Raw genomic sequence first — 24,594 nt, forward strand, 5'->3', positions numbered from 1 at the left:
ACGTCCGGGCTGTGAGGCCCGGTGTAGCGTCGCCCGCATGCATGCGATCACGATTCCCGAACCCGGTGGTCCCGAGGCGCTCGTGTGGGACGAGGTCCCCGATCCCGTGCCCGGCGAGGGCGAGGTGCTGGTCGAGGTGGTGGCCAGCGCCGTCAACCGCGCCGACATCCTCCAGCGGCAGGGCTTCTACAACCCGCCCCCCGGTGCGTCCCCCTACCCCGGCCTGGAGTGCTCCGGCCGGATCGCCGCGATCGGCCCCGGGGCGTCCGGCTGGGCCGTCGGCGAGGAGGTGTGCGCGCTGCTCGCCGGCGGCGGCTACGCCCAGAAGGTCGTCGTGCCGGCCGGACAGCTGCTGCCCGTGCCCGCCGGCGTCGACCTCAAGCAGGCCGCGGCACTGCCCGAGGTGGTCTGCACGGTCTGGTCCAACGTCTTCATGATCGCCCACCTGCGACCCGGCGAGACGCTGCTCGTGCACGGCGGCTCCAGCGGCATCGGCACCATGGCGATCCAGCTCGCCAAGGCGGTCGGCGCCAAGGTCGCGGTGACGGCCGGCACGAAGGAGAAGCTGGAGCGCTGCGCCGAGCTGGGCGCGGACATCGTGATCAACTACCGCGAGCAGGACTTCGTCGCCGAGATCCAGCAGGCCACCGACGGCGCGGGCGCCGACGTCATCCTCGACAACATGGGCGCCAAGTACCTGGACCGCAACATCCAGGCGCTCGCCGTCAACGGGCGGCTCGCGATCATCGGCATGCAGGGCGGAGCCAAGGGCGAGCTGAACATCGGTGCCCTGCTGAGCAAGCGGGCCGCCATCAGCGCGACCTCGCTGCGCGCCCGCCCGCTGAGCGAGAAGACGTCCATCGTGGCCGCCGTACGCGAACACGTGTGGCCGCTGGTCGCCGCGGGCCGTGTCCGCCCGGTCGTCGACCGCGAACTGCCCATGCCGGAGGCGGCCGAGGCCCACCGCGTGGTGGAGGAGAGCGGTCACATCGGGAAGGTGCTGCTGGTCACGCCCTAGCGGCGTCCAGGCGTACCGGAGTAGCGGCGTACAGGCGTACCGGCGCTACCGGCGTCGTAGGTCAGCTCCTGCGGATCCGCAGCCCCAGGAACGTGAGGCCCAGGCCCAGGCCGATGAGGACCAGGCCGCTGCCCAGCGGCAGGATCCGCAGGACCGGCTCGCTCGCCTCGGCCTGGGGCTGGCCCTCGCCCTGGTGGACGGTGTGCGGGGGCAGTTGGGCCTCGTCGGGCGGGGTGGCCGTGGGCGTCCCGGCGGTCCCGGCCGGGGGGTCCGCCGTCTCCGGTTCCTCCGGCCGGGCGGCATCGGTGTCGGGGACCCTGTGCGGCACGGAGTTGTCGTCGCCCTCCACCTCGGCCGCGGGGCCGTCGGGCCGGCCAGGCCGCATCCGCCCCTCGCCGGGCCGGCTCCCCGCACGCGACGGCTGGACGGCGGGCCCGTGGGTGGATGGCGAAGCCGAGGGCGAGGCGGAACGGTGCGCATGGGCGGCGGGCGACGGTACGGCGGCCGTGGGGCCGGGGGAGCGCGAGGGGGCGGGCTCGGTGCGGTACGCGTGGGCAGTGCCGTACGCGGTGGATATGTCGTACGCGGGCAGGGCCACCGCCAGGACGAGCAGCAGTCGCGCGAGGCGGAGCGTGAGTCGCAGCCATGGAGTCACGTCGGTGACCTCCTGGAGCCGAGTTGCCGTGACCGGCGTCGAGCCGGCGTCGAGCCGGCGGAGAGCCGATGGAAAGCCGACGGACTCCCAGCCTCACATTCAATGGCAAACCAGGCATTCCGGATTGGGCCGACGGGTCTAAGCCCGTCCGTAGCCCTTCTAAGCCCGGTCATTACGGTGGATCACCCGCGCCAGGGGGCACCACGGTGGTGAGGTATACGGGTGCGAGAGAATGGCGGCATGGAGATGCCGAGGAACGAAAGGTCGCCGGAGAACCCGCAGATCCTGGTCGTGGGCCAGGACGGGATGGCGCTCAGCGGTGGCAACGGGGACGAGGACTCCCGCGAGACTCCGGTGACGGAGCAGGTCGAACAGCCTGCCAAGGTCATGCGGATCGGCAGCATGATCAAGCAGCTCCTGGAGGAGGTGCGCGCGGCTCCTCTGGACGAGGCTAGCCGGGTCCGGCTCAAGGAGATCCACCGCAGCTCGGTCAAGGAGCTGGAGGACGGCCTGGCGCCGGAGCTGGTCGAGGAACTGGAGCGGCTCTCCCTGCCGTTCACCGACGAGGCGACCCCGAGCGACGCCGAACTGCGCATCGCGCAGGCGCAGCTCGTGGGCTGGCTGGAGGGCCTCTTCCACGGGATCCAGACGACGCTGTTCGCCCAGCAGATGGCCGCGCGGGCCCAGCTGGAGCAGATGCGGCGGGCGCTTCCGCCGGGCGTGGGCCACGACGGCCACGACGACCAGCACACCGGCGGCCGTGCGGGCGGACCGTACCTGTAGACCCGTTCACCACCAGCGCGTCACCACCAACGCGAAGGGCCCGGCGGAAAACCGCCGGGCCCTTTCGATGTCTGTGGCGTGTCTGTGCCGATGCCTGCCGCGCCGCCTGCTCCGGCATCCGTGCCGTGATCAGCTCGGCGGGTTGCCCGTGGACACGTTGAGCTGGATCTCGACGTTCTTCGGATCCACGTCCGTGTTCTCCTTGGGGAACTGGTCCATGACCGTGCCGTCGCCCCAGGTGTTGTCGGCGACCTTGACGACCTTCACGGTCCAACCCGCGGCCTGCGCACAGTCCTTGACTGACTTGATGTTCTTGAACCGGAAGTCCGGGAGCATGACCTTGTCCGGATCGTCGTACGACTCCGTCGGCTCGGTGCACTCGGTCTTGTCGATCACCTTGGTGGTGTCGGGACCGCGGTAGCCGGGCTTGTGGGCGGGGGAGGCCGACGCGCTCGCGTTGGTGTTCCCGCCCTTGTCGTCGCTGCCGCCGCCGTTCATCACCAGCGCGACGATCAGGCCGATGACCGCGACCAGGGACACCGCGACCGAGCCGATGATCACCGGCTTGTTGCCCTTGCCCCCGCCCGAGGCGGGGGACTGCGTGGCCGGCTGCGGCGAGATCGTGTACGGCGGCGGGGTCGCGGGCGTCTGCTGGCCGTAGCCCACCGGCGCAGGCGTGTGGTAGCCGCCCTGCTGCGGGTAGCCGTACGCGGGGGCGGGAGGGGGCGTCGGGGCGCCGTACGGGCCCGGGGCCGGTGTCGGCTGGTACGGCGACTGGACCGGGCCGGTGGGCCCCGGGGCCGCCTGGCCGACCGGCGGGAACACGGCGGAGCCGACGCCCGCGCCGCTCTGCCCGGTGGCGCCGGGCACGATGCTCGGCGGGGCCGCCTGGAAGGAGGCGGCGACGCGCAGGCACTCGTCGCGCATCGCCTCGGCGGTCGGGAAGCGCTCGTTCGGGTTCTTTTTCAGCGCGCGGGCGACCAGCGCGTCCACCGCGGGCGGCAGGGACCGGTTGACCGAGGAGGGCGCCACCGGCTCCTCCTGCACATGCGCGTACGCGATCGCCAGCGGCGAGTCCGCGTCGAACGGAAGCCGCCCGGTGACCAGCTGGAACAGCATGATGCCGACCGAGTACAGGTCGGAGCGGGCGTCCACGCCCCGGCCGAGGGCCTGCTCGGGCGAGAGGTACTGCGGGGTGCCGACGACCATGCCGGTCTGGGTCATCGAGGTGACGCCGGACTGCATGGCGCGGGCGATGCCGAAGTCCATGACCTTGACCACGCCGCGCTTGGTCATCATCACGTTGCCCGGCTTGATGTCGCGGTGGACCAGCCCCATCTCGTGGCTGATCTCCAGCGCCGCCAGCACATCGGCGGTGATCTTCAGCGCCTTGTCGGCGGGCATCGCGCCGTACTGGCGGATGTCGTCCTCCAGGACCGAGCCCAGCGGGCGGCCCTCGACGTACTCCATGACGATGTACGGAGTCGTCATGCCGCCGAGCTCGTCCTCGCCGGTGTCGAAGACGGAGACGATGTTGGTGTGCGTGAGCTTGGCCACGGCCTGGGCCTCGCGGCGGAAGCGCTCACGGAAGGCCTGTTCCCGGCCGAGTTCGGTGTGCAGGGTCTTGATCGCGACCTGGCGGTCGAGCACGGCGTCGTACGCCAGATGCACCGAGGCCATGCCGCCCTCGCCGAGCAGGTCGCGCAGCTGATAGCGGCCTCCGGCCACCGCCTGCCCCGCGTGCCGGCCTTGTGCGCCGTCCTGGCTCATCTCTCCGCGTCCCCCACTGGCCGTCCGGCGCCGTCGCTGATCGAGTTGATCGGATAGGCCTTGATCGAATGTGTCATTCCCGGCCAAGTCTGCCCCAGGGCACTGACACGTCAAGCTCGGTGCCCGTTCCGTGACCGTACGCGAAAGAAGCGTCGCGCAAGCGTTACAGCGGGCGTACCCCCGGCGCACAGAATTTGCACGACAGCGCGTGCTACGGGTTTCATGGCCGGTCCGGCTCCGGGCGGTCCCGGTTTCGGTTCCGGGCCGGCGGTTTCCACGGAGGCTGTAGCGTGGCCGACGGAGACCCGTGACAACACCGCGCGCACCGCGGGCAGAGACGACGGCGAGGACCCATGGCACAGACGCACAGCGCCCAGGGCCCGTCCGACCCCGAGGCGACTGGCGGTGGCATGTCAGACACGCCGGAGATGTGGGGCAACGGAGGGCTCGTCGGCGACGGCCGGTACCGGCTGACCCACCGGCTGGGCCGGGGCGGCATGGCCGAGGTCTTCGCGGCCGAGGACGTGCGCCTGGGCCGTACGGTCGCGGTGAAGCTGCTCCGCGCCGACCTCGCCGAGGACCCGGTCTCCAAGGCCCGCTTCACGCGTGAGGCACAGTCGGTCGCCGGGCTCAACCACCACGCGATCGTCGCCGTGTACGACTCCGGCGAGGACGCGGTCGGCGGCCAGTCCGTGCCGTACATCGTGATGGAGCTGGTCGAGGGCCGCACCATCCGCGACCTGCTGATCAACTCCGAGGCGCCGGGCCCCGAGCAGGCCCTGATCATCGTCTCCGGGGTGCTGGAGGCGCTCGCCTACTCGCACCAGCACGGCATCGTGCACCGCGACATCAAGCCCGCCAACGTGATCATCACCGACAGCGGCGCCGTCAAGGTGATGGACTTCGGCATCGCCCGCGCCCTGCACGGCGCCTCGACAACGATGACGCAGACCGGCATGGTCATGGGCACCCCGCAGTACCTCTCCCCGGAGCAGGCGCTCGGCAAGGCCGTCGACCACCGCTCCGACCTGTACGCGACCGGCTGCCTGATGTACGAACTGCTCGCGCTCAGGCCCCCGTTCACGGGCGAGACCCCGCTGTCGGTGGTCTACCAGCATGTCCAGGACATGCCGGTGCCGCCGTCGCAGGTCTCCGAGGCCGGCTGCCCGCCGGAGCTGGACGGCCTGGTCATGCGCTCGCTGGCCAAGGACCCCGACGACCGCTTCCAGACGGCCGAGGAGATGCGCGGCCTGGTCCAGTACGGGCTGCAGATGCTCTACGAGCAGGGCGCCCACACCGGCACCTGGAACACCGGCCCGGTGGACGCGCACGACGGCCGGCAGACCCCGCCGGGCGGCTTCGCGCCGACGACCGCCATGCAGCACCCGATGAACGGCTCGGGCACCACGCAGATCCCGCAGCCGATGCTGCCCCACGGGTACGGCGGCGGCGACGACGGCGGCTTCGAGGGGCACGGCAACAAGGGCAGCGGGCGCGGCAAGCTGTGGATCCTCGCCGTTCTCGCGGTGATCGCGATCGCGGTGGGCGTGGCCGTGGCGCTGAAGCACGGGAACGACAGCGGGGGCAGCGGCGGCGGCAGCACGCCGACGGCGACCCACTCCCAGGGCACCAAGCACGAATCGCCCTCGAAGAGCCCGACCGGCGACAGCACCAGCCAGCCCAGCGACACGTCCACGGACGACGGCGGCTCGGACACGGGCACCGGCCCCGGCTGGACGCAGTCGTCCACGCCGTCGGCCACCCCGTCCGACACGCCCACCACCGACCCGACCGACCAGCCGACGGATCCGCAGACGACCCCGACGGACCCGACGGATCCGCCGACCGACCCGACGGACCCGACGACGGACCCGACGACGGATCCGGGGACCGGCGGCGCGGACGTGGGCGGCCTCACCGACGGCGGCACGGACGCGGGCACCGGGCCGTGAAGCGGTCCCGCGCCCACTGAGACGGCGCCGGGCGGCGTCCCTTGATCCGGCGTCACCCTGAGGCGGGCGCCGGCACCCTGAGGGGCCGTCACTCCGCGAACGCGTCGCACACCGCGTCGTACTCCCGGGTCCACCACACCGCGAGCGCGGAGGCGGCCGGGAACTGGCAGTCCGCGCGGGTGTCGCCGCGCTCGTAGTGCCAGCGCAGCATCCAGAAGTCGTTCAGGCGTTCCCACCACACCCGGTGCACGGCCGCCGCCAGCTCCGAGGGCGTGGCCTTGGCCGCGCGCCGGTACGCGCGCGCGTAGGACCGCACTTTCGGCAGGTCGAGCGTTCCCGCGGGCCGTACGAAGAAGATCGCGGCGGCGCGTACGGCCTCCTCCGCGCGGGGCTGCACGCCCAGCCGGTCCCAGTCCACGATGGCGGCCGGGGCGTCGTCCTTGTAGAGCAGGTTGAAGGGGTGGAAGTCCCCGTGCACCCAGCCCACCGAGCCGCCGCGCGGCGGGCGCCGGTGCGCGTGCTGTTCCAGCAGGTCCCGCCGCTCCAGGAGCCGGTGCCGGGCCAGTTCGTCGAAGGCGTCCGCGGGGCGGTGGCGGCGGACGTGGCCGAGCAGGTCGTCGATGAGGGCGAAGGTGTCGGCCGGATCGGCGCTCTCCACAGGGTGGGGGCTCGTGGCCGGGCGGGTGCGCCCCTTGGGCGGCATCACGCGCTCCAGGCAGGCGTGTACGGCGCCCAGGAGCGCCCCCAGGCGTGCGCTCTCGGAGCGGGTGAGCTGGCCGCCGTGCCGGTGCCTGCCGTCGATCCAGGGGTGCAGGGCGTAGGCGTGGCCGCCGACGACGGCGACCGTGCGCCCCTCGCGGTGCGCGAGCGGCGGGGCGACCGGGACGCCGAGGTCTGCCAGCCGCTGGGTGGCCCGGTGCCGGCGTTCGATGGCGGCCGGGTCGGCGGTGTCCGGGTCGAAGTGGTGCTTGAGGAAGTATCGGCCGCTGGTCGTGCGCAGCCGGTAGCCGCGGTTGAGCAGACCTTGGTCGACGGGCTCGCAGGCGAGGGCGGTACCGGCGGCGTACAGGCGCAGCAGGGCGCCCAGAGGGGGCGCGTGGGGCACAGGGGGTGGTACACAAGAGCGCGGCACGCGGCAGATGCTAGGGCACGGAAAGAGGGCCGTGAGCTGGGGCTTGTCACAGATAGTCGCCGATGGTCGCTTTCGGTCACGCGGCGTCAAACTCGGGTGATCATGTAGGTGATCCCGCACGTGATCCCGTAAAGAAACTCAAGCACTTCCCTGCTTTTCCGCTGCATTCGCGTGGCTTGAGTCCGGCATAAGCGGCGGCTCGGGAACGGGGTGACCGGAATCCGTTACTGGCGAGTAGGTAACCGTGCCGGCCTCACCGGCGGCCTCGACCGGGTGACCATCACCCAGATATACGGTGATTTGTCGGCCTTCGTGTGGGCGATCAGTCTCACAAATTGGCTCTTCCCGAGGCCGGGGTCGCCGGGATACGGTGCCGTAGCTCCGGCCTCCTGCAAGGCTGTGACCAGCGACCTTTCGGTCTTCGCGCTTTTACTTGGAAATCCAAGCAAAAACGCAGGTCAGAAGGGGTTTCACAGAAATGTGGAGCACTGGGTAACGTGAATGTTGCAGGGCGCTCGCCGGGGCACCTGTCACGCCTGTTCCCGGCCGAGTGGCACCCACCCCGTGCCCCTGGGACGACAACAGGTGAGCCGCACTGGCCTACCGGCAACCCCGGCGGCCGGAACGACGGAGGAGCACACGTGACCGTGGAGAGCAGTGCCGCGCGCGAGCCGCGACGCACCGCCGCAGGCAAGGCCGGCACGACCGGCGGCAAGCGCACCACCCGCACCACCGCGAAGAAGAGCAACGAACCTGAACTCGTGCAGCTTCTTACGCCGGAGGGCAAGCGGGTCAAGAACGCCGAGTACGACTCCTACGTCGCCGGCATCACCCCCGAAGAGCTCCGCGGCCTGTACCGCGACATGGTGCTCACCCGCCGCTTCGACGCCGAGGCCACCGCGCTGCAGCGTCAGGGCGAGCTGGGCCTGTGGGCCTCGCTGCTCGGCCAGGAGGCCGCCCAGATCGGCTCCGGCCGGGCCACCCGTGAGGACGACTACGTCTTCCCGACCTACCGCGAGCACGGCGTCGCCTGGTGCCGCGGGGTCGACCCGGCCAACCTGCTCGGCATGTTCCGGGGTGTGAACAACGGCGGCTGGGACCCGAACAGCAACAACTTCCACCTCTACACGATCGTCATCGGCTCGCAGACGCTGCACGCCACCGGCTACGCGATGGGCGTCGCCAAGGACGGTGCGGACTCGGCGGTCATCGCCTACTTCGGCGACGGCGCCTCCAGCCAGGGCGACGTGGCGGAATCGTTCACGTTCTCCGCGGTCTACAACGCCCCCGTGGTGTTCTTCTGCCAGAACAACCAGTGGGCGATCTCCGAGCCCACCGAGAAGCAGAGCCGCGTGCCGCTCTACCAGCGCGCGCAGGGCTTCGGTTTCCCGGGCGTGCGGGTGGACGGCAACGACGTGCTGGCCTGCCTCGCGGTCACCAAGTGGGCGCTGGAGCGCGCCCGCCGCGGCGAGGGCCCCACCCTGGTCGAGGCGTTCACCTACCGCATGGGTGCCCACACCACCTCCGACGACCCCACCCGCTACCGGGGTGACGAGGAGCGGCTGGCCTGGGAGGCGAAGGACCCGATCCTGCGCCTTCGCCGGTACCTGGAGTCCTCAAACCACGCGGACGAGGGATTCTTCGCGGAACTCGAAGCCGAGTCCGAGGCGTTGGGCAAACGAGTGCGCGAAGCGGTCCGTGCCATGCCGGACCCGGATCACTTCGCCATCTTCGAGAACGTGTACGCGGACGGGCACGCGCTCGTCGACGAGGAGCGCGCCCAGTTCGCCGCCTACCAGGCGTCGTTCGCGGATGCAGAGGCCGAGGGGGTCTGATCATGGCAGCGGAGACCAAGACCATGGCGATGGCCAAGGCGATCAACGAGTCGCTGCGCCGCGCCCTGGAAGCGGACCCCAAGGTCGTCATCATGGGCGAGGACGTCGGCAAGCTCGGCGGCGTCTTCCGGGTGACGGACGGCCTGCAGAAGGACTTCGGCGAGAGCCGCGTCATCGACACCCCGCTCGCCGAGTCGGGCATCGTCGGCACCGCGATCGGCCTGGCCCTGCGCGGCTACCGCCCGGTGGTGGAGATCCAGTTCGACGGCTTCGTCTTCCCGGCGTACGACCAGATCGTCACGCAGCTCGCGAAGATGCACGCCCGCGCCCTGGGCAAGGTCAAGATGCCGGTCGTCATCCGTATCCCCTACGGCGGCGGCATCGGCGCGGTCGAGCACCACTCGGAGTCCCCCGAGGCGCTGTTCGCGCACGTCGCCGGCCTGAAGGTCGTCAGCCCCTCCAACGCCTCCGACGCGTACTGGATGATGCAGCAGGCCATCCAGAGCGACGACCCGGTGATCTACTTCGAGCCCAAGCGGCGCTACTGGGACAAGGCCGAGGTCAACACCGAGGCGATCCCCGGCCCGCTGCACAAGGCGAGCGTGGTCCGCGAGGGCACCGACCTCACCCTGGCCGCCTACGGCCCGATGGTGAAGCTGTGCCAGGAGGTCGCCGACGCGGCGGCCGAGGAGGGCAAGTCCCTCGAGGTCGTCGACCTGCGCTCGATCTCGCCGATCGACTTCGACACCGTCCAGGCGTCGGTCGAGAAGACCCGCCGCCTCGTCGTGGTCCACGAGGCGCCGGTGTTCTTCGGCTCCGGTGCGGAGATCGCCGCGCGGATCACCGAGCGCTGCTTCTACCACCTGGAGGCCCCGGTGCTCCGGGTCGGCGGCTACCACGCCCCGTACCCACCGGCGCGTCTGGAGGAGGAGTACCTGCCGGGCCTGGACCGGGTGCTCGACGCCGTCGACCGCTCGCTGGCGTACTGAGGGAGAGGGGCGTGACGACGATGACGGAAGCATCCGTACGCGAGTTCAAGATGCCCGACGTGGGCGAGGGACTCACCGAGGCCGAGATCCTCAAGTGGTACGTGCAGCCCGGTGACACGGTCACCGACGGCCAGGTGGTGTGCGAGGTCGAGACCGCCAAGGCGGCCGTCGAACTGCCCATCCCCTACGACGGTGTGGTGCGCGCACTGCACTTCCCGGAGGGCACCACCGTCGACGTGGGCATGGCCATCATCGCGGTGGACGTGTCCGGCGGCGCTGCTCCGGCTCCCGCCGCCGCGCCGGCCGAGCAGCCGAAGGCGGAGGCTGCGCCTGCGGCCGAGGCGCCCAAGGAGGAGGAACCCAAGCCGCCGGCCCGCCAGCCGGTCCTGGTCGGCTACGGCGTGGCCACCTCTTCCACCAAGCGCCGCCCCCGCAAGGCTGCCCCCGGGACCACCGTCCCGGCGCCGTCGGCGGCGCAGGCGATCCAGGGCGAGCTGAACGGCCACACCGGCCAGGTCGCGGAGAAGCCCCGCCCGCTGGCCAAGCCGCCGGTGCGCAAGCTGGCCAAGGACCTCGGCGTCGACCTCACGGCCGTCATCCCGTCCGGCCCGGACGGCATCATCACGCGCGAGGACGTCCATGCGGCAGCGGCCCCGGCCGCCCCCGCCGAGCTGGTGGCCCCGGCGGTCCCCGCCCCGGTTTCCGCTCCTGCTCCGGTTTCCGCTCCCGCTCCGGTCGTCGCCTACGACGGTGCGCGCGAGACCCGCATCCCGGTCAAGGGCGTCCGCAAGATGACGGCCCAGGCGATGGTCAACTCCGCGTTCACCGCCCCGCACGTCACGGAGTTCGTGACGGTGGACGTGACGCGCACGATGAAGCTGATCGAGGAGCTGAAGCAGGACAAGGAGATGCAGGGCCGGCGGGTGAACCCGCTCCTGCTGATCGCCAAGGCCCTGCTGGTCGCCATCAAGCGCAACCCGGAGATCAGCGCCGCCTGGGACGAGGCGAACCAGGAGATCGTGCTCAAGCACTACGTGAACCTGGGCATCGCCGCCGCCACCCCGCGTGGCCTGATCGTCCCGAACATCAAGGACGCGCACGACAAGACGCTCCCGCAGCTGGCGGACGCGCTGGGCGAGCTGGTGTCCACGGCCAGGGAGGGCAAGACGTCCCCGGCCGCGATGCAGGGCGGCACGGTGACCATCACCAACGTCGGCGTCTTCGGCGTCGACACCGGCACGCCGATCCTCAACCCCGGCGAGTCCGCGATCCTCGCGGTCGGCGCGATCAAGCTCCAGCCGTGGGTCCACAAGGGCAAGGTGAAGCCGCGCCAGGTCACCACCCTGGCCCTGAGCTTCGACCACCGCCTGGTCGACGGCGAACTGGGCTCCAAGGTCCTCGCCGACGTGGCGGCGATCCTGGAACAGCCGAAGAGGCTCATCACCTGGGCGTAGGGCAGCTAGTCTGCGGGATGGGGCGGTCGCAACCACTTCTTGCGACCGCCCCTCTCTCTTCCAGAGCTGTCAGGGCCGGTTGAGCACGTACACCGGTGCCCCGTCCTCCGCCCCGCCCCGACAGACCTGTACGGGCGGCGATCGATTCGAGCGGCTCGCGCAGCTCACCCTTCTCGACGAGAACCGGGGCGATCACGACGGCTACCGTCCACAGGCGTTTGACGTTCGAGGACGAGGGCGTCGAGCCGGTCCGCGATGCGTTCCATCGCCCGGACCATGGCCTGCTGCACGGCGAGTGTGGCCTTCTGCGTGGTCAGTGTCTCCCTCTGGATGGCCAGCATCTCCCTTTGCAACGTGATCGATTCACGCTGCCCGTTCGCAAGCTCTTCGTCCAGCTGAAGGTTGTGCGCCTCAAGCCGGACGATGGCCTCCGCGACCTGTTCCGGCATGGCGTAGGCGATGGGGGCGCCTGGGTCGGCGGGCTGCACCTCGGCCTCTTCGAGCGTGTAAGTCCCCTCCCGCTGAACCGTCTCGATCACCTCGGCGACCCACTGTTTGAAGGGGGCGCAGGCGGGTTTCGTGCAGGCCTGAACGAGGATGATCAGGCCCTGGAGATCGATGAGTTGCAAGTCTCGGCGCCACTCCCGACCTGCGGGAATGCTGAGAGAGTGACTTCCAGTCAGTGTCTCAAGACTTTCTCGATGGTCCTCCGGGACATGGTCCATCAGGGCCTTTCGGGGCGTGGTGTACCCCAGTTCCTTGCACACATCCACCGCCGGGAACCAATGAGCCCCGTCCGGCATGGTCAGCCGTCGCACCCGTGCTCCGGTCGCCGCGTACACGAAATCGCTGACGTCGATCGCCTCATGCCGCTCGCCCGCGTCGGGCCGCTTACTGGGTTCGTTCATGTGAACCACCTCCGCCGCGGAACCTAGGGCGGCGAAATTCGAATATGCCAGCCGCAAGCGCGGATGTTCACGATTGCGAGGGAAGATCGCCGATTCCCGTGCGGCAGCGGTGTTTTGCATGGACACTGCCTCGGAATCCGATGGAACCTTTGGCCCCTGCCTCGACTCCTGACCCGGCGATGCGGACCCGACGGGGGACCGCGCCGGAGTGAGAGGGGTCATGCATGGCACCGCACATCGACACCGAGCGGGTGCTGCCGGAGGACGTACGGGCCGAGCACAGGTGGCTGGACGTCCGGGGCGCCCGGCTGCACGTCGCCGAGTACGGCACCGGTGTCCCCCTGCTGATGCTGCACGGCTTCCCGCAGCACTGGTACGCCTGGCACAAGGTCGCCGGCCTGCTCCCGGACGGGTACCGGTTGATCTGCCCGGACCTCCGCGGCTTCGGCTGGTCGGAGGCGACCCCGCGCGGGTACGACATGGACGCCCTGGCCGAAGACGCCATCGCACTGCTCGACGCGCTCGGGCTGGAGCGGGTCGGGCTGGTCGGGCATGACTGGGGTGCCCACCTGGGGTTCCGGCTGTGCCTGCGGGCGCCGGAGCGGTTCAGCGGGTACGTGGCGCTGAACATGTCCCACCCCTGGCCCCGGCACCGCGCCGTCCTGCCCAACCTGTGGCGGCTGTGGTACACCGCGTTCGTCGAGTACCCCGTGCTCGGGCGGGCCGTCCTGCGGCACTGGCCCGGCTTCACCCGCTTCCTGCTGCGCCACCAGGTCGCCGACCCGGCCGTGTGGACGGACGCCGACCTCGCCGAGTACGCGGCGGCGACCTCCGCGAGCGCGCCCGCCGTACAGTCCCTGTTCTGGCAGTACGTCCTGCACGACATCCCCGCGCTGCTCCGCGGCACCTGGCGGCGGCACCGGCTGACCGTGCCCACGCTGCTGCTCGGCGGCGAGCGGGACACCGTGATCCGGCCGTCGCTGCTCGCCGGGGCGGAGCCGTACGCCGACGATCTGGCGGTGCGGCTGGTGCCGGGCGCCGGGCACTACCTGCCGCAGGAGCGGCCGGAAGAGGTGGCGAAGGCCGTACGGGAGTTCTTCGAGGACCGGCGCTAGCGCAGCTGCGCCCGCTCGGTGACCCGCTGGACGAACGCCCGTCCGCGGCGCTCGCCGAGCAGGCGGCCGTAGAGCCACTGGACCGGTCGCAGGGCGGCGGGACGTGTCGCGCCGAGGACGGCGAAGCGCGTTCCGTCGCCCTCCGGTACGGCCGCCATGCCGCCCACGACCGTGCGGGACTGCATCAGGCACCAGCCGGGCGCGAGCCGCACCTCGAAGGACTCCGTCATCCCCGAACGTCCCACGGCCAGAGCCCGCTTGCAGTCGGAGTCCCCCGGCGGGACGCGGAACTCCCGCAGGAACGGCACGAGATGGGGCAGCTCGGAGGAGAGATCAGAGGCCACGGACCAGACCCGCTCGTACGGCAGCGCCAGGTGCTCCTCCGCGTACATCCCCGCGTGCAGCCCGGCCGCCAGCACGCGCAGCCGCCGTACGGGATCGGCACTCATCGCGACCACGCCTTCCGGAATGACGAACGGGCCCGGTGCAGCCGGGACTTGACCGTGCCCGGAGGAACCCCGAGCAGTTCGGCGACGGAGGCCTCGTCCAGGCCCTCCAGTTCGCGCAGGACCAGTACGGCCCGGTGCCGGACCGGGAGCCGGGCGAGTACGTCGCGTACGTCGGCGGGCAGTTCACCGTCGGTGCTCGGGCGGAGTCCGCCGAGCCGGGCCAGCTCGGCGGGGTCGGCCGGCTCCTCGACCGCGGTGCGCCGTGCGACGCGTACCGCCTCTCGTACGGTGACCGTACGCACCCAGCCGTAGAAGGCGAGCGGATCGCGCAGCGTGCGCAGGCCCTTGAAGACCACCACGAGTGACTCCTGCACGGCGTCCGGCACGTCGAGCGGTGCGATCGGCCGGCACAGCCGCGTCACATACGGCGTCACCAGCGTCAGCAGCTCGTCCATGGCCAGGGCATCCCCACCCTGCGCGGCCCGCACCAGCCCGGCGGCCGTCTCCCAGGGCTCGGCAGCGTCCCCCTGCATGCCTACGCGGGTGGTCCGTAGTCGGCGGGAGGCAGGGCGAGGCGGTCGGCGGCTATGGCCAGCCAGGCGCTGGGCGAGTACGGCGCGGGCGGGTCGACCTCCATGCCCAACTCGGTGACGGCGAGGGCGCAGTCGGACTCGTCGAGGTCCAAGGCGAGCAGTTCGTGCAGCTCACCGACGAGGCGGGCGACGAGTTGTGGGTCTGTGGAGGTCCGGTAGTCGTCGACGGCTGCACCGTGGTCGTCGAACTCGTCCGGCATGTCCTGGGAGAACCAGCCGCCGAGGAACTGGCCGAGTTCGGGGAAGCGGGCGTGCCATTCCCAGTGGGTGGCCGGAGCGGCTGGGGGCGGGACCTCGCCCTCCTCGATGCTGTGCTTGATGTGGTCGGCGAGGCAGTGGAGCCACTGCTGGATGTCGTCCTCGGACAGGCCGACGTCGGGGATGGCGTAGTACTCGCCGAGGCGCAGCCGGAGCCGTCCGGGAGGGTTGTCGGCGTACTCCCGTAGCTGTCGCTCGGCTACCGCAAGGGCCCACGGACGGCTGTGCCAGGTCTGCCGGAGGCAGGCGGTCAGGGCCTGACCGGGCCGGTCGGGGGTGTCGTCCGCCGGCTGTCCGAGGTAGGCGCGCATGACCTGGTCGAGTTCGGCGTAGCGGCGGTCGTGTTCGAGGGGGCTCAGGGGCACGGTGGTCAGCCTCTACGGGTCTCTACAGGTAGATCGGGAAGGTGGCGTGGACGGTGAAGCCGTGCGGGCGGGACGCGTCCCGCTTGAGGATCACCCTGGCGGCCCGCACGTCAACCGGCTCCCGGCCTGCCAGCATCATCGGCTGCGACAGGACCCGGCCGACCGGCTCGGACCGGGACGGCCAGCTCGCCTCGATGGTCAGGCGGGGGCGCGTGGACTGGGCGAGCCAGCGGTGGATGGCCTGCTCGTTGGCGGTGACGACCTGTTGGGTGGCCCATTGGGCGGTTTCCCGGTCGGGGTAGGAGGCGGAGTGGGTCGGATGCGCGGTCATGAGTGCTCTTGCTGCATGTGGTCGTTGACGGTGGCGAGGAGTTCTTGCAGTCGGGTGCGCGTGGCCCATGACAGTCGCTCTGCGAGCGCGTCCGGACCTGGGAAGAGGGCCAGCGCTCGCTGTGCCTCCGTGGTGTAGGCGGCGGCGCGTTCGTGGCAGTACGGGTGCTCGTCCGTCACGACGGAGCGCACCACTGACGCAAAGTCTTTGTCGCCCTCGTCCATGAGAATCGCGTCGAGCCCGAACAGATAGGGAAAAGTCTGCAGAAACTCCCAGCCCCCCATGGGAAGTTCCCAGTACTCGGGCGGCGGCTGGCGGTCATGACTGCGAACGATTTCGGCGAGTGTGCGCAAGTAGTCCGCCGGCGTCATGTCACCGCACGCTCGTTTCATCCTGTCCTGGAAATGCGACGGCAGTGATTCGAAGTCGGAGGTGCCGTCGATACGGTCGGCGATGGCGTCCAGAATTCCTGTGGCCGCATACACGGAACAGTTCCACTGTGCGGTCTTGTCGCCGTTGACGACTCGGATGTATCGCCGTATTTCGTCGTCCAGTGACAGCTTTCCCTTGGATTCCTGGGCCGCAATGGCGATGTCCAGGATCCGTGGCGCGGGCCCTTCGGAGAGCAGTGAAGGTGGGATCTGCTGCACAGTGAACTACCTCTCTCAAGGACCCTTGTGAGGCATGGCGGTAAGGACGATGAACGGCGGGTTCAGGTCCTTCTTGTAGATCAGACGGACCTGGACCCAGTGCATATCGTTCGCCTGGGCGTTCATGCCGTCTTTATCGTAGTCGTCGCGCGAGACGTTACGGCCTGTGTTCTGTCCGGGGAATTCCTTGTAGAGCGGAGGCTGTAGCTCTGATTTGTTCGGATCGTAATTAGGGTTGTTCTGGATCTTTTTCTGGACGCTTTGAATCCATTTATCGATCCGGTCCGCGTTGTCGATGTCCTCGATCGTTGCGGTGGTGTATTTCTGAGCGGATGCGAGATCTGTGAACGTGGACGCCGCCGGGGCGCTGCTCTGATCGCGCAGCCGCACTCTCAGCTGGTCGTCGGTGAGGCCGACATGCTTGTCGATGACGTGACTGTCGTAGATGCCTTCCTGATTGGCCAGGTCCAACGGGAAGTACATGTTATCCGGGTCCTGCCCGGGAACGGTGAAGTGGTGCTCGTTCTTGTAGTCGTTGAGCGCCCGGGCACCGAATGCCTCGGCACGTGCCTCTTCCGCGTTATAGGTGGGGGCGGCGAGCTTCGCCTCCTCCAAGGGTGGTTTCAGCGCGGTGAATTGGGGTGTCAGCGCATTGACCCGTGTGTTGTAGTGCTCCACCGCAGCGTTCAGTGCGGCGGTGTCGAGGTTGAGTGTGATCTCGGCGCCGACTTCTGCTCCTGCCTTGGCGAGGCCCTTGATGAAGCGACCGACGGCCTTCGCTCCCTCCTTCACGTCCTCCAGGTCGACGCCGTCGCTGAGGTCGATGTTGCCAACCGCCTGTTTCACGGCGGCGAAATAGATGTCCCAGACCTTGCCGTTGAGCTCGACCGCGGCTTCGGCGAACTCGTAGAGCAGGTCGCTGATCTTCTTCGCGCTGTCGAAGAGAACCGACATGACCGGGTGTGTGGCGGTGGGGCTGGACGCCGAGTCGTGTTTCCACTGGTAGGGGGCGCCGGGGTCGTTCTTGCCCCAGGCCGTCGTGCCCCAGAGCGCGCTGCAGAACTGACGCATGGCGTCGTACCACTCGCTGTTGCTCTGCTGCGTGATGCCGCTGACATAGCCGGTCAGCATGCTCTCCGTCGTGGAGAGCGTGATGGTCATGTCCCCCCACGATTGGGAGAGGGAGTTGAGATAGTGCTGCTGCGGAAAGGGGTAGACGTCGGCCACCTTGCCCCAGCGGAAGACGTGCTTCAGCAGAGGGCGGATGATGTGCCACACGACCTCGGGAATGCACTCGAGCAGCGAGCGGATGAAGTCGTCGCCGCCGTCGTCGTCACCCCATTTGAGGTCGGGTACGGCTCCGTAGTCCGGCGCCTTGTCGATGACGTGAGGCGGTGGCTGGGTCTGGGGCTGTGTCTTGCCGGAGGCGTCGTTGGCCGCCTCGGCCTTCGAGTAGTTGTTCGCGGTGGTGGCGAAGCCGACGGCGGCACCGCCGATGCTCTCCACGGACCTGGCCCACACGTCGAGGAAGAGGTTGCCGACCTCGACGTATGCCTTGGCGAAGTTCTCTGCGGCCGTTCCCTTGCCGCCGGCGTCCGGGTACTTGTGCAGCGCGGTGAGCAGGTCCTTGGCGGCCTTGTCGAAGGGGGTCTGCTGCCCGGCGAAACTGCTGGCGACGAAGTGCAGGTTGGACGGCTTGACGTCGATGGTGCCGTTCTGTGCCGGGACCGGCGTTCCCATCAGGCGGCTCCCCAGCCGCGCAGCACGGCCCGGTGCGCCGCCGCGTAGTTGGCGTGGCCGGTGGTGACGTACTCGTGCAGCCACTTCTGGGCCGCCTGGAGGTCCTTGGCGGAGTGGTCCCATTCGTCGAGCTTCTGCACGAAGGTCTCGCGGGCCTCGCCCTTCCAGGACAGCACGACCGGTTCGACGCGGTCGTAGAGGTCGTCCAGTTTGCCGTTGAGCTGCTTGAGGATGTCCTCCAGTTCGGCAGCGAGTTCGTGCAGTGTGGAGAACGAGACGGTTATGTGGTCGCCGTCGGCACCGGTCGACATGAATCCCCCTTGGTGTCGGTAACCGTGGCTGCGAGGCAGGTGCGTTGCTGCTCGCGGCGTCAGAAGCCGTCCAGGCTGCTGCGCGGACGGGACGGTGTGCCGTCGGCTCCCGTATTCGGTGTGGAGAGCTTGTCGACCTCGCTGTCGATGTCCACGTGGACCCGCCGCATCTGTTCGAGCACGTGGAGATCGTCGGCGCTGAAACCGTCACGACTCAGCCGTACGGCTGTCTCCAGCTGCTTCATCACTTCCCGGATGCGTACGGCGTCCTCGGCCGCCGCCCGATGGAAGTCCCGGTACGCCGTGGCTGCCGGGCCGCGCCAGCCGGCCTCGATACGGTCGACGAGTTCGTCCATGCGCCGGACCTGCTTGTCGAGGTGGTCCTGCATGCCGTCGAGGTCTTCCGCGAGCTTGGTGAGGTCCTTGGACGACACTCGAAGGTCGGCCGCTCCGTTCTGCCCCGACGCATTCCCTCGTACGCCCATGTCGTATGCCTCCCCCCTTTACATCAGCATAGATCCCGACGCGTAAGCACCGATGGCTGGTTCCGCCCTCTGGGACGGGCGAGCAGGCCGGGCTTGTGGGTGAGTTTCACCGCAGGTCTGCTCGGTGGGACTGGGCCGACCGCAGCGCGTTGAGCAGGGCCGCCCCGCGCTCCGCGTCCTCCGCGCTGACCGCGAACTCCCTGCGCCTGCCGCGCGGATGGACGACCAGGCAGTCGCCGGCGCGCACCATCACCGTCGTGCCGGGGCCGGTGAGGCGGTAGCCCCAGCCGCCGACCTGAGCCGGGGTGCGGTGTTCGGCGCGGGCCGAGTCGATGGCGGACGGGGTCCAGCGGCGGACCGGCCAGCCGAGGGGGCCGAAGGCCACCTCCAGGCCGCGCGCCGACACCTGGGCCCGGACCGAGGCGGAGACGGCCAGGGCGAGGGAGGTCGGTGCTGTTGCGGCGCACAGGGAGAAGAGGGAGGCGGGTGCGGCCAGGCCCGCAGCGAGGGCCGTGCCGGAGGCCAATGCGATGAGGCCGGTCAGCAGGGCCATGCCCTGGAGCCAGGGGTTCGTGGTGCGGGAGAACCAGGCCAGTTGCTGCCCCTCGGGTATCACCAGGGTGGGGGCCGGCGGTGCGGAGGCCGTCGGGGTCGGCAGGCGGTGGCGGGTCAGGAGCCACGCGGTCGCGCCGGCCGCGACGGTGGTCACCAGGAGCGCCGCGAGCCACATCGTCGGCTGGCTCGCCCGGCGCCAGTCCGTGCGGTCGAGGTTCGCCCGGACCACGCAGGCCTGGGCGCCCATCAGGAGGACGCCGCCCGTCAGCAGCGTGATGGCGGCCACCGGGGCGGCGGACGGCCCGGAGCGGTGGCGTACCACCGTCGTCACCAGGGCCAGTGCCAGCCAGAGCAGCGCCGGGAACACGGCGGCGGCCCACAGCGGCATCGAGCCGTCGGGCCTGCTGCTCGTGCCGCTCCAGTGGGTGGCCAGACGGTGGGGGAGACGATCGCTCGCCGCCCAGGGCAGTGCGGCGATCACCCCCGTGACGCCGGCGATCCCGGTCGCCGTCCCCCAGTTCCCCCGGTTCCCCCAGTGTGTTCCCGCTTTCACGACATCCCCCTGATCATCTCGATGAGATCCTGCCTGCCGTAGCCCAGGCGGGCCGCCTCGGCCACCAGCTCGTGCACGCGCATCCGCAGCTCCGAGCGTTGGTCGGCGCCCTCGGCCACGGTCACCCCCCGCCCCCTGCGGAACTCCAGCAGGCCCTCGTCCCGGAGGGAACGCAGGCCGCGCAGAACCGTGTTGACGTTGATGTCCAGCGCCTGGGAGAGGTCGCGGGCCGACGGCAGGCGCTCGCCCGGACGGCACTCCCCCTCGGCGATGGCTCGCCGGAGGGCACCGGCCACCTGTTCGTGCAGGGGCCGGGTGTCTGTCTTGTCCAAACGCAGCAACATGATGCTAGTGACGATAGCACCATACATTTCATTCCGCAGGGTCCGGGCCGCAGGATCCGGGCACTTCCAGGCATGAGAAACGGGCCCGCCGTGAAGCCGAGGCTTCGCGGCGGGCCCGTTGTCGGAAGCTGGGCAGGTCAGTCCTGCGGTGCCCCCGCGGGAAGCTTGCGCAGGTGCATCGTGGTCGCCGAGGTGCTGCCGAACGCGTAGTCCATCAGCTTGGCGCCGTCCGTGAAGCGGTTCGCGTCGTTGAGGACCACGCCGATGACCGTCTTGCCGTTACGGGTCCCGGCGAAGACCAGGCAGGGACCGGCCGGCGTGTTGGTGCCCGTCTTCACGCCGATCGCGCCGCTGTAGGAGCCCAGCAGCTTGTTGCTGTTGTACCAGGTGTAGGTGCGGGTGCCGCCGGTGCTCGTCGGGGCGTACTGCACGGTGCTCGGCTTCTTCACGACGTCGCGGAACGCCGAGTACTTCATCGCGCTCGCGGCGAGCTTGGCGAGGTCGCGCGGCGACGTGTAGTTCGTGTTCTGCGTCGAGTTGCCGTCGAACGAGTCGAAGTGCGTGTTGGTCAGGTGGAGTTCGGTCGCCTTGGCGTTCATCTTGGAGATGAAGGACTTGGTGCGGGCCGCGACCGTCGAACCCGTGCCGAAGGTGTCGGCGAGCGCCATCGCGGCGTCACAGCCGGACGGCAGCAGCATCGCGTGCAGCAGCTGGCGGACGGTGAGCTTGTCGCCGGTCTTCAGGTCCGCCGAGCTCGCGCCCACCCTGGCGACGTAGTCACGGTAGGCCTGCTTGACGGTGACCTTCTTGTCCAGGTTCAGGTTGGGGGTGCTCAGCACGACGCGGGCCGTCATGATCTTGGTGGTGCTCGCCATGGGCCGGTGGGTGTCGGCGGCCTTGCTGTAAAGGGTGGAGCCCGTCGCGCTGTTGAGCATGAACGCGCCCTTGGCGGTGACCGTGGGCGCGGTCGCCGCCTGAGCGGGCACCGCGAGGGCGCCGCCGGCCAGCAGTGCGCCAGTGGTGACGACGACGGCTGCGGCTCTGCGGATACGAATGCCCTTGTTGACGGTTATCACTGTGATCGCTCCGAGTCTGAGAAATGCCTGTGAGGCGCCTCGAATGGAAGAGGGTGACTCTGAGGAGACACGCGAGCAGCGCGAAGAATTGTGTGAGAAAGGGAAGTTGATGGTGGATCAGGCAACAGGAAGGGGGCGGCTGACCTGCTGGCAGCCGCCCCCGGTGAGTGCGGAGACTCAGCCCAGCTTGGCGAAGCCGTAGTCCATCAGCTTCTTCGCGTCCGCCTCGCGGTTCGGGATGGAGGTGGAGGCGAGGACCGTGCCGATGACCGTCTTGCCGTTACGGGTTGCGGCGAAGACCAGGCAGTAGCCGGCCTCGGGGCCCGAGCCGGTCTTCACGCCGATCGTGCCGCTGTAGCTGCTGAGCAGACCGTTGGTGTTGGTCCACGGGGCCATCGTACGGATGCTGCCCGTCGAGGTGACGGTCTTCGCCGTGTACGACTTCGTCTTGACGACCGAGGCGAACGTGGCGTTCTTCATCGCGCTGCTCGCGAGCTTCGTCAGGTCGCGCGGCGTCGAGTAGTTGGCGCCGTTGCCGATGCCGTCGAACGAGTCGAAGTGCGTGTTCGTCAGGCCGAGGCTCTTCGCGGTGGTGTTCATCTTGCCGATGAAGGACTTCACGCGCGCGTCCCGGGTCGTGCCCGTGCCGAACTTGTCGGCGAGCGCGTAGGCGGCGTCGCAGCCGGACGGCAGCATCAGGCCGTACAGCAGCTGGCGGACGGTGACCTTGTCGCCGACGATCAGGTGCGCCTGGGAGGCGTTGTGGGAGACGACGTAGTCGCTGTACGCCTTCTGGATCGTCACCTTGGCGTCGAGGTTGAGGTTCGACTGCGCGAGCACGACCTTGGCGGTCATGATCTTGGTGGTGGAGCCGGTGGACCGCTGGGTGTCGGCCGCCTTGCCGTACAGCGTCGAGCCGTTCGCGTTGTTCATCACGTAGCCGCCCTTGGCGATGATCGAGGGCGTGGTGACGGCCTGCGCGGGCGCAGCGGTGAGGGCTCCGGCGGCGAGCAGGGCGCCGGACGTGACGGCGACGGCGGCGGCCCTGCGCATACGGCCGCTCTTGATACCGGTAATCAAAGTGATGTACCCCGAATGTCTGAATGCCACTGAAATGCGGCCTGGTTGAGACCGGTGGAGGGACCGGAGCCGCAGGTGTGTGACAGGTAAGTAGCACAGAAGGTTGTCCGGCCGCCGCAGAGATCTTCGTCACGTCCGGGTGGTGGACGCCTCTGCCGCATGCGTACGTGTTGTATCTATCCTGTGGGCATGCCTACGGCCGTTCACCCATCCGAAAAGCAGTCCGCGAAGCAAGCCGAGAAGCAGACCGTGAAACAGCCGCCCGCCGCCGACCGTGTCTATGACCACGTCAAGAGCGGCGTCCTCGACCGCCGCTACGAGGGCGGGACGCTGCTGACCGAGGGCGAACTGGCCGAGGCCGCGGGGGTCTCCCGCACGCCCGTCCGGGAGGCGCTGCTGCGTCTGGAGGCCGAGGGGCTGATCCGGCTCTACCCGAAGAAGGGCGCCCTGGTGCTGCCCGTCTCCGCGCAGGAGATCGCCGACGTGGTGGAGACCCGGCTGCTGGTGGAGGAGCACGCCGCCCGCAAGGCCGTACCCGCCCCGCCGGGACTGCTGGAGCGGCTCGCGGAGCTGCTGGAGCAGCAGAAGGCGCAGGCCGCCGCCGGTGACCTGGCCGGCGCCGCGACGACCGACCGCTGCTTCCACGCCGAGATCGTGCGCAGCGGCGGCAACGAGATCCTGTCGCGCCTGTACGACCAGCTGCGCGACCGCCAGCTGCGGATGGGCGTCGCCGTCATGCACTCCCACCCCGACCGGATCGCCAAGACGCTCGCCGAGCACGAGGAGATCCTTCAGGCGCTGCGCGCCGGGGACGCGGAGGCGGCCGTCGGGGTCGTGCATCGGCATGTGAGCTGGTTCTCCCACCTCGCGCGGGGTGAGGTGCGATGAGCAACCCGGTGCGCCACGCCACCCTTCCGGGTGATCCGCCGGGCGGCAGACGTGCCGTCGGCATGTGGTCCATAGGCGTCGCCGTCTACTTCGTCGCCGTCATCTTCCGTACGTCGCTGGGCGTGGCCGGCCTCGACGCCGCCGACCGGTTCCACGTGAACGCCTCCGCGCTGTCGACGTTCTCCATCCTCCAGTTGCTCGTCTACGCCGGCATGCAGATACCCGTCGGCCTGCTGGTGGACCGGCTCGGCACGAAGCGGGTGCTGAGCATCGGGGCCGTGCTGTTCACGGCCGGACAGCTGGGCTTCGCGTTCTCCCCCTCGTACGGCACGGCGCTCGCCTCCCGGGCGCTGCTCGGCTGCGGGGACGCGATGACCTTCATCAGCGTGCTGCGGCTGGGGACGCGGTGGTTCCCGGCCCGGCGCGGGCCGCTGGTCGCTCAGCTCGCCGGCCTGGTCGGGATGGCGGGCAACCTGGTCTCCACCCTGGTCCTGGCCCGGCTGCTGCACGGGATCGGCTGGACCCCGGCGTTCGCGGGCAGCGCGCTGGCGGGGGTGGTCGTGCTGGTGCTGACGCTGCTGTTCCTGAAGGACCACCCCGAGGGGCACGAGCCGGAGCCGTCGCCGCATCAGGGGGCCGCGTACGTGCGCCGGCAGATCGCCGCGTCCTGGCAGGAGCCGGGGACCCGGCTCGGGTTGTGGGTGCACTTCACCACCCAGTTCCCGGCGATGGTCTTCCTGCTGCTGTGGGGGTTGCCGTTCCTGGTGCAGGCGCAGGGGCTCAGCCGGGCGACGGCGGGCGAACTGCTCACGCTCGTCGTCCTGTGCAACATGGTGATCGGGCTCGTCTACGGCCAGATCGTCGCCCGGCACCAGGCGGCGCGGCTGCCGCTGGCGCTGGGCACGGTGGGGGCGACGGCGACGGTGTGGGCGGCCACGCTGGCCTACCCGGGCGACCGCGCGCCGATGTGGCTGCTGGTGGTCCTGTGCGCCGTGCTCGGCGCGTGCGGCCCGGCCTCCATGCTCGGCTTCGACTTCGCCCGCCCGGCCAACCCGCCCGAGCGGCAGGGCACCGCGTCAGGGATCACCAACATGGGTGGTTTCACCGCCTCGATGGCGACGCTGCTGGCGATCGGGGTGCTGCTGGACGCGACCGGCGACAACTACACCGTGGCCTTTTCCACTGTGTTCGTCCTGCAGGCGCTCGGGGTCAGCCAGATCCTGCGCCTGCGCGGGCGGGCGGCCCGGCGGGAGCAGGAGCGGCTGGTGGCGAGCCGGGTGGAGACGGTGCACGTGCCTGCGTGAA

Annotated in this window: 24 protein-coding genes and 1 pseudogene; 9 read left to right on the forward strand and 16 right to left on the reverse strand. The window is 69.9% G+C overall.

The features are described 5' to 3' along the window. Positions 1–37 precede the first annotated feature (37 nt). Positions 38–1,018 carry an NAD(P)H-quinone oxidoreductase gene (locus ACWD35_RS06300; protein WP_451349969.1) on the forward strand — a complete coding sequence of 327 codons (981 nt, stop codon included), beginning with the start codon at positions 38–40 and terminating at the stop codon, positions 1,016–1,018. 61 nt (positions 1,019–1,079) lie between these two features. Here the strand turns inward: ACWD35_RS06300 and ACWD35_RS06305 are convergent, their stop codons facing one another. Then, complete coding sequence (locus ACWD35_RS06305) at positions 1,080–1,673, reverse strand: hypothetical protein (RefSeq protein WP_451349970.1); 594 nt, start codon at positions 1,671–1,673, stop codon at positions 1,080–1,082. Between the two features lie 240 nt (positions 1,674–1,913). Here ACWD35_RS06305 and ACWD35_RS06310 point away from each other — a divergent pair, with 240 nt between their 5' ends. After that, positions 1,914–2,456, forward strand: coding sequence for a bacterial proteasome activator family protein (locus ACWD35_RS06310; protein ID WP_451349971.1), 543 nt, complete (start codon positions 1,914–1,916; stop codon positions 2,454–2,456). 129 nt (positions 2,457–2,585) lie between these two features. On the opposite strand, the gene ACWD35_RS06315 is transcribed toward ACWD35_RS06310, so the two are convergent. Then, positions 2,586–4,226: a protein kinase domain-containing protein gene (locus ACWD35_RS06315; RefSeq protein WP_451349972.1), complete on the reverse strand. Its 1,641-nt coding sequence runs from the start codon at positions 4,224–4,226 to the stop codon at positions 2,586–2,588. A 353-nt stretch (positions 4,227–4,579) separates the two neighbouring features. Here ACWD35_RS06315 and ACWD35_RS06320 point away from each other — a divergent pair, with 353 nt between their 5' ends. Next, entirely contained in the window at positions 4,580–6,178 is a 1,599-nt protein-coding gene (locus ACWD35_RS06320) for a protein kinase domain-containing protein (protein ID WP_451349973.1), read from the forward strand. Positions 6,179–6,266: 88 nt separating this feature from the next. Here ACWD35_RS06320 and ACWD35_RS06325 read toward each other — a convergent pair whose 3' ends face one another. After that, positions 6,267–7,283, reverse strand: coding sequence for a phosphotransferase (locus ACWD35_RS06325; RefSeq protein ID WP_451349974.1), 1,017 nt, complete (start codon positions 7,281–7,283; stop codon positions 6,267–6,269). 668 nt (positions 7,284–7,951) lie between these two features. On the opposite strand from ACWD35_RS06325, the gene pdhA reads away from it, so the two are divergent. Genes pdhA through ACWD35_RS06340 form a run of 3 tightly spaced genes read left to right on the forward strand, consistent with a single transcriptional unit; the run spans position 7,952 to position 11,588 of the window. Then, complete coding sequence (gene pdhA / locus ACWD35_RS06330; RefSeq protein WP_451349975.1) at positions 7,952–9,145, forward strand: pyruvate dehydrogenase (acetyl-transferring) E1 component subunit alpha; 1,194 nt, start codon at positions 7,952–7,954, stop codon at positions 9,143–9,145. 23 nt (positions 9,146–9,168) lie between these two features. Continuing rightward, positions 9,169–10,134, forward strand: coding sequence for an alpha-ketoacid dehydrogenase subunit beta (locus ACWD35_RS06335; RefSeq protein ID WP_451350075.1), 966 nt, complete (start codon positions 9,169–9,171; stop codon positions 10,132–10,134). Positions 10,135–10,145: 11 nt separating this feature from the next. Then, positions 10,146–11,588 carry a dihydrolipoamide acetyltransferase family protein gene (locus tag ACWD35_RS06340; RefSeq protein ID WP_451349976.1) on the forward strand — a complete coding sequence of 481 codons (1,443 nt, stop codon included), beginning with the start codon at positions 10,146–10,148 and terminating at the stop codon, positions 11,586–11,588. 69 nt (positions 11,589–11,657) lie between these two features. Here the strand turns inward: ACWD35_RS06340 and ACWD35_RS06345 are convergent. Then, a pseudogene (locus ACWD35_RS06345) lies at positions 11,658–12,496 on the reverse strand (BRO-N domain-containing protein). 224 nt (positions 12,497–12,720) lie between these two features. Between ACWD35_RS06345 and ACWD35_RS06350 the strand changes: the two are divergent. Beyond that, a complete protein-coding gene (locus tag ACWD35_RS06350; RefSeq protein WP_451349977.1) occupies positions 12,721–13,611 on the forward strand; it encodes an alpha/beta fold hydrolase in 891 nt (296 codons plus the stop codon). Here the strand turns inward: ACWD35_RS06350 and ACWD35_RS06355 are convergent. From ACWD35_RS06355 to ACWD35_RS06410, 12 genes are all read right to left on the reverse strand, one after another. Further along, entirely contained in the window at positions 13,608–14,060 is a 453-nt protein-coding gene (locus tag ACWD35_RS06355) for a hypothetical protein (protein WP_451349978.1), read from the reverse strand. The genes ACWD35_RS06350 and ACWD35_RS06355 overlap by 4 nt on opposite strands. Then, positions 14,057–14,593 (reverse strand): RNA polymerase sigma factor, encoded by a 537-nt coding sequence (locus ACWD35_RS06360; RefSeq protein ID WP_451349979.1) that lies wholly within the window; start codon positions 14,591–14,593, stop codon positions 14,057–14,059. Before ACWD35_RS06360 ends, ACWD35_RS06355 begins: the two co-directional genes overlap by 4 nt. A 2-nt stretch (positions 14,594–14,595) precedes the next feature. Next, positions 14,596–15,276: a contact-dependent growth inhibition system immunity protein gene (locus tag ACWD35_RS06365; RefSeq protein WP_451349980.1), complete on the reverse strand. Its 681-nt coding sequence runs from the start codon at positions 15,274–15,276 to the stop codon at positions 14,596–14,598. Between the two features lie 22 nt (positions 15,277–15,298). Continuing rightward, on the reverse strand, positions 15,299–15,607 hold the full coding sequence (locus ACWD35_RS06370; protein ID WP_451349981.1) for an RNase A-like domain-containing protein: 309 nt from the start codon (positions 15,605–15,607) through the stop codon (positions 15,299–15,301). Further along, positions 15,604–16,257 (reverse strand): hypothetical protein, encoded by a 654-nt coding sequence (locus ACWD35_RS06375; RefSeq protein WP_451349982.1) that lies wholly within the window; start codon positions 16,255–16,257, stop codon positions 15,604–15,606. Before ACWD35_RS06375 ends, ACWD35_RS06370 begins: the two co-directional genes overlap by 4 nt. A gap of 15 nt (positions 16,258–16,272) precedes the next feature. Continuing rightward, a complete protein-coding gene (locus ACWD35_RS06380; RefSeq protein WP_451349983.1) occupies positions 16,273–17,997 on the reverse strand; it encodes an RNase A-like domain-containing protein in 1,725 nt (574 codons plus the stop codon). Further along, positions 17,997–18,308 carry a WXG100 family type VII secretion target gene (locus ACWD35_RS06385; protein WP_451349984.1) on the reverse strand — a complete coding sequence of 104 codons (312 nt, stop codon included), beginning with the start codon at positions 18,306–18,308 and terminating at the stop codon, positions 17,997–17,999. Before ACWD35_RS06385 ends, ACWD35_RS06380 begins: the two co-directional genes overlap by 1 nt. Positions 18,309–18,367: 59 nt before the next feature. Beyond that, positions 18,368–18,793, reverse strand: coding sequence for a WXG100 family type VII secretion target (locus ACWD35_RS06390; RefSeq protein WP_451349985.1), 426 nt, complete (start codon positions 18,791–18,793; stop codon positions 18,368–18,370). Between the two features lie 106 nt (positions 18,794–18,899). Next, positions 18,900–19,901, reverse strand: a complete 1,002-nt coding sequence (locus tag ACWD35_RS06395) for a DUF1648 domain-containing protein (protein WP_451349986.1) — start codon at positions 19,899–19,901, stop codon at positions 18,900–18,902. Next, positions 19,898–20,245: a GntR family transcriptional regulator gene (locus ACWD35_RS06400; RefSeq protein WP_451349987.1), complete on the reverse strand. Its 348-nt coding sequence runs from the start codon at positions 20,243–20,245 to the stop codon at positions 19,898–19,900. The genes ACWD35_RS06395 and ACWD35_RS06400 overlap by 4 nt, the downstream gene beginning before the upstream one ends. Positions 20,246–20,382: 137 nt before the next feature. Then, on the reverse strand, positions 20,383–21,321 hold the full coding sequence (locus ACWD35_RS06405) for a D-alanyl-D-alanine carboxypeptidase family protein (protein ID WP_451349988.1): 939 nt from the start codon (positions 21,319–21,321) through the stop codon (positions 20,383–20,385). Between the two features lie 177 nt (positions 21,322–21,498). Next, entirely contained in the window at positions 21,499–22,374 is an 876-nt protein-coding gene (locus ACWD35_RS06410; RefSeq protein WP_451349989.1) for a D-alanyl-D-alanine carboxypeptidase family protein, read from the reverse strand. A 216-nt stretch (positions 22,375–22,590) separates the two neighbouring features. Between ACWD35_RS06410 and ACWD35_RS06415 the strand changes: the two genes are divergently transcribed. Continuing rightward, on the forward strand, positions 22,591–23,289 hold the full coding sequence (locus ACWD35_RS06415; RefSeq protein WP_451349990.1) for a GntR family transcriptional regulator: 699 nt from the start codon (positions 22,591–22,593) through the stop codon (positions 23,287–23,289). Further along, positions 23,286–24,593 (forward strand): MFS transporter, encoded by a 1,308-nt coding sequence (locus ACWD35_RS06420; protein ID WP_451349991.1) that lies wholly within the window; start codon positions 23,286–23,288, stop codon positions 24,591–24,593. The genes ACWD35_RS06415 and ACWD35_RS06420 overlap by 4 nt, the downstream gene beginning before the upstream one ends. The last annotated feature ends 1 nt before the right edge of the window (position 24,594 follow it).

The sequence above is a fragment of the Streptomyces sp. NPDC002671 genome, from assembly GCF_053592475.1.

Excerpts from the sequence above, each read along its gene's own strand:
- ACWD35_RS06300 (WP_451349969.1), top strand. The coding sequence starts at position 38 with ATGCATGCGATCACGATTCCCGAACCCGGTGGTCCCGAGGCGCTCGTG.
- ACWD35_RS06310 (WP_451349971.1), top strand. The coding sequence starts at position 1,914 with ATGGAGATGCCGAGGAACGAAAGGTCGCCGGAGAACCCGCAGATCCTG.
- ACWD35_RS06315 (WP_451349972.1), bottom strand. The coding sequence starts at position 4,226 with ATGAGCCAGGACGGCGCACAAGGCCGGCACGCGGGGCAGGCGGTGGCC.
- ACWD35_RS06320 (WP_451349973.1), top strand. The coding sequence starts at position 4,580 with ATGGCACAGACGCACAGCGCCCAGGGCCCGTCCGACCCCGAGGCGACT.
- ACWD35_RS06335 (WP_451350075.1), top strand. The coding sequence starts at position 9,169 with ATGGCGATGGCCAAGGCGATCAACGAGTCGCTGCGCCGCGCCCTGGAA.
- ACWD35_RS06350 (WP_451349977.1), top strand. The coding sequence starts at position 12,721 with ATGGCACCGCACATCGACACCGAGCGGGTGCTGCCGGAGGACGTACGG.
- ACWD35_RS06355 (WP_451349978.1), bottom strand. The coding sequence starts at position 14,060 with ATGAGTGCCGATCCCGTACGGCGGCTGCGCGTGCTGGCGGCCGGGCTG.
- ACWD35_RS06360 (WP_451349979.1), bottom strand. The coding sequence starts at position 14,593 with ATGCAGGGGGACGCTGCCGAGCCCTGGGAGACGGCCGCCGGGCTGGTG.
- ACWD35_RS06370 (WP_451349981.1), bottom strand. The coding sequence starts at position 15,607 with ATGACCGCGCATCCGACCCACTCCGCCTCCTACCCCGACCGGGAAACC.
- ACWD35_RS06380 (WP_451349983.1), bottom strand. The coding sequence starts at position 17,997 with ATGGGAACGCCGGTCCCGGCACAGAACGGCACCATCGACGTCAAGCCG.
- ACWD35_RS06385 (WP_451349984.1), bottom strand. The coding sequence starts at position 18,308 with ATGTCGACCGGTGCCGACGGCGACCACATAACCGTCTCGTTCTCCACA.
- ACWD35_RS06390 (WP_451349985.1), bottom strand. The coding sequence starts at position 18,793 with ATGGGCGTACGAGGGAATGCGTCGGGGCAGAACGGAGCGGCCGACCTT.
- ACWD35_RS06400 (WP_451349987.1), bottom strand. The coding sequence starts at position 20,245 with ATGTTGCTGCGTTTGGACAAGACAGACACCCGGCCCCTGCACGAACAG.
- ACWD35_RS06410 (WP_451349989.1), bottom strand. The coding sequence starts at position 22,374 with ATGCGCAGGGCCGCCGCCGTCGCCGTCACGTCCGGCGCCCTGCTCGCC.
- ACWD35_RS06415 (WP_451349990.1), top strand. The coding sequence starts at position 22,591 with ATGCCTACGGCCGTTCACCCATCCGAAAAGCAGTCCGCGAAGCAAGCC.
- ACWD35_RS06420 (WP_451349991.1), top strand. The coding sequence starts at position 23,286 with ATGAGCAACCCGGTGCGCCACGCCACCCTTCCGGGTGATCCGCCGGGC.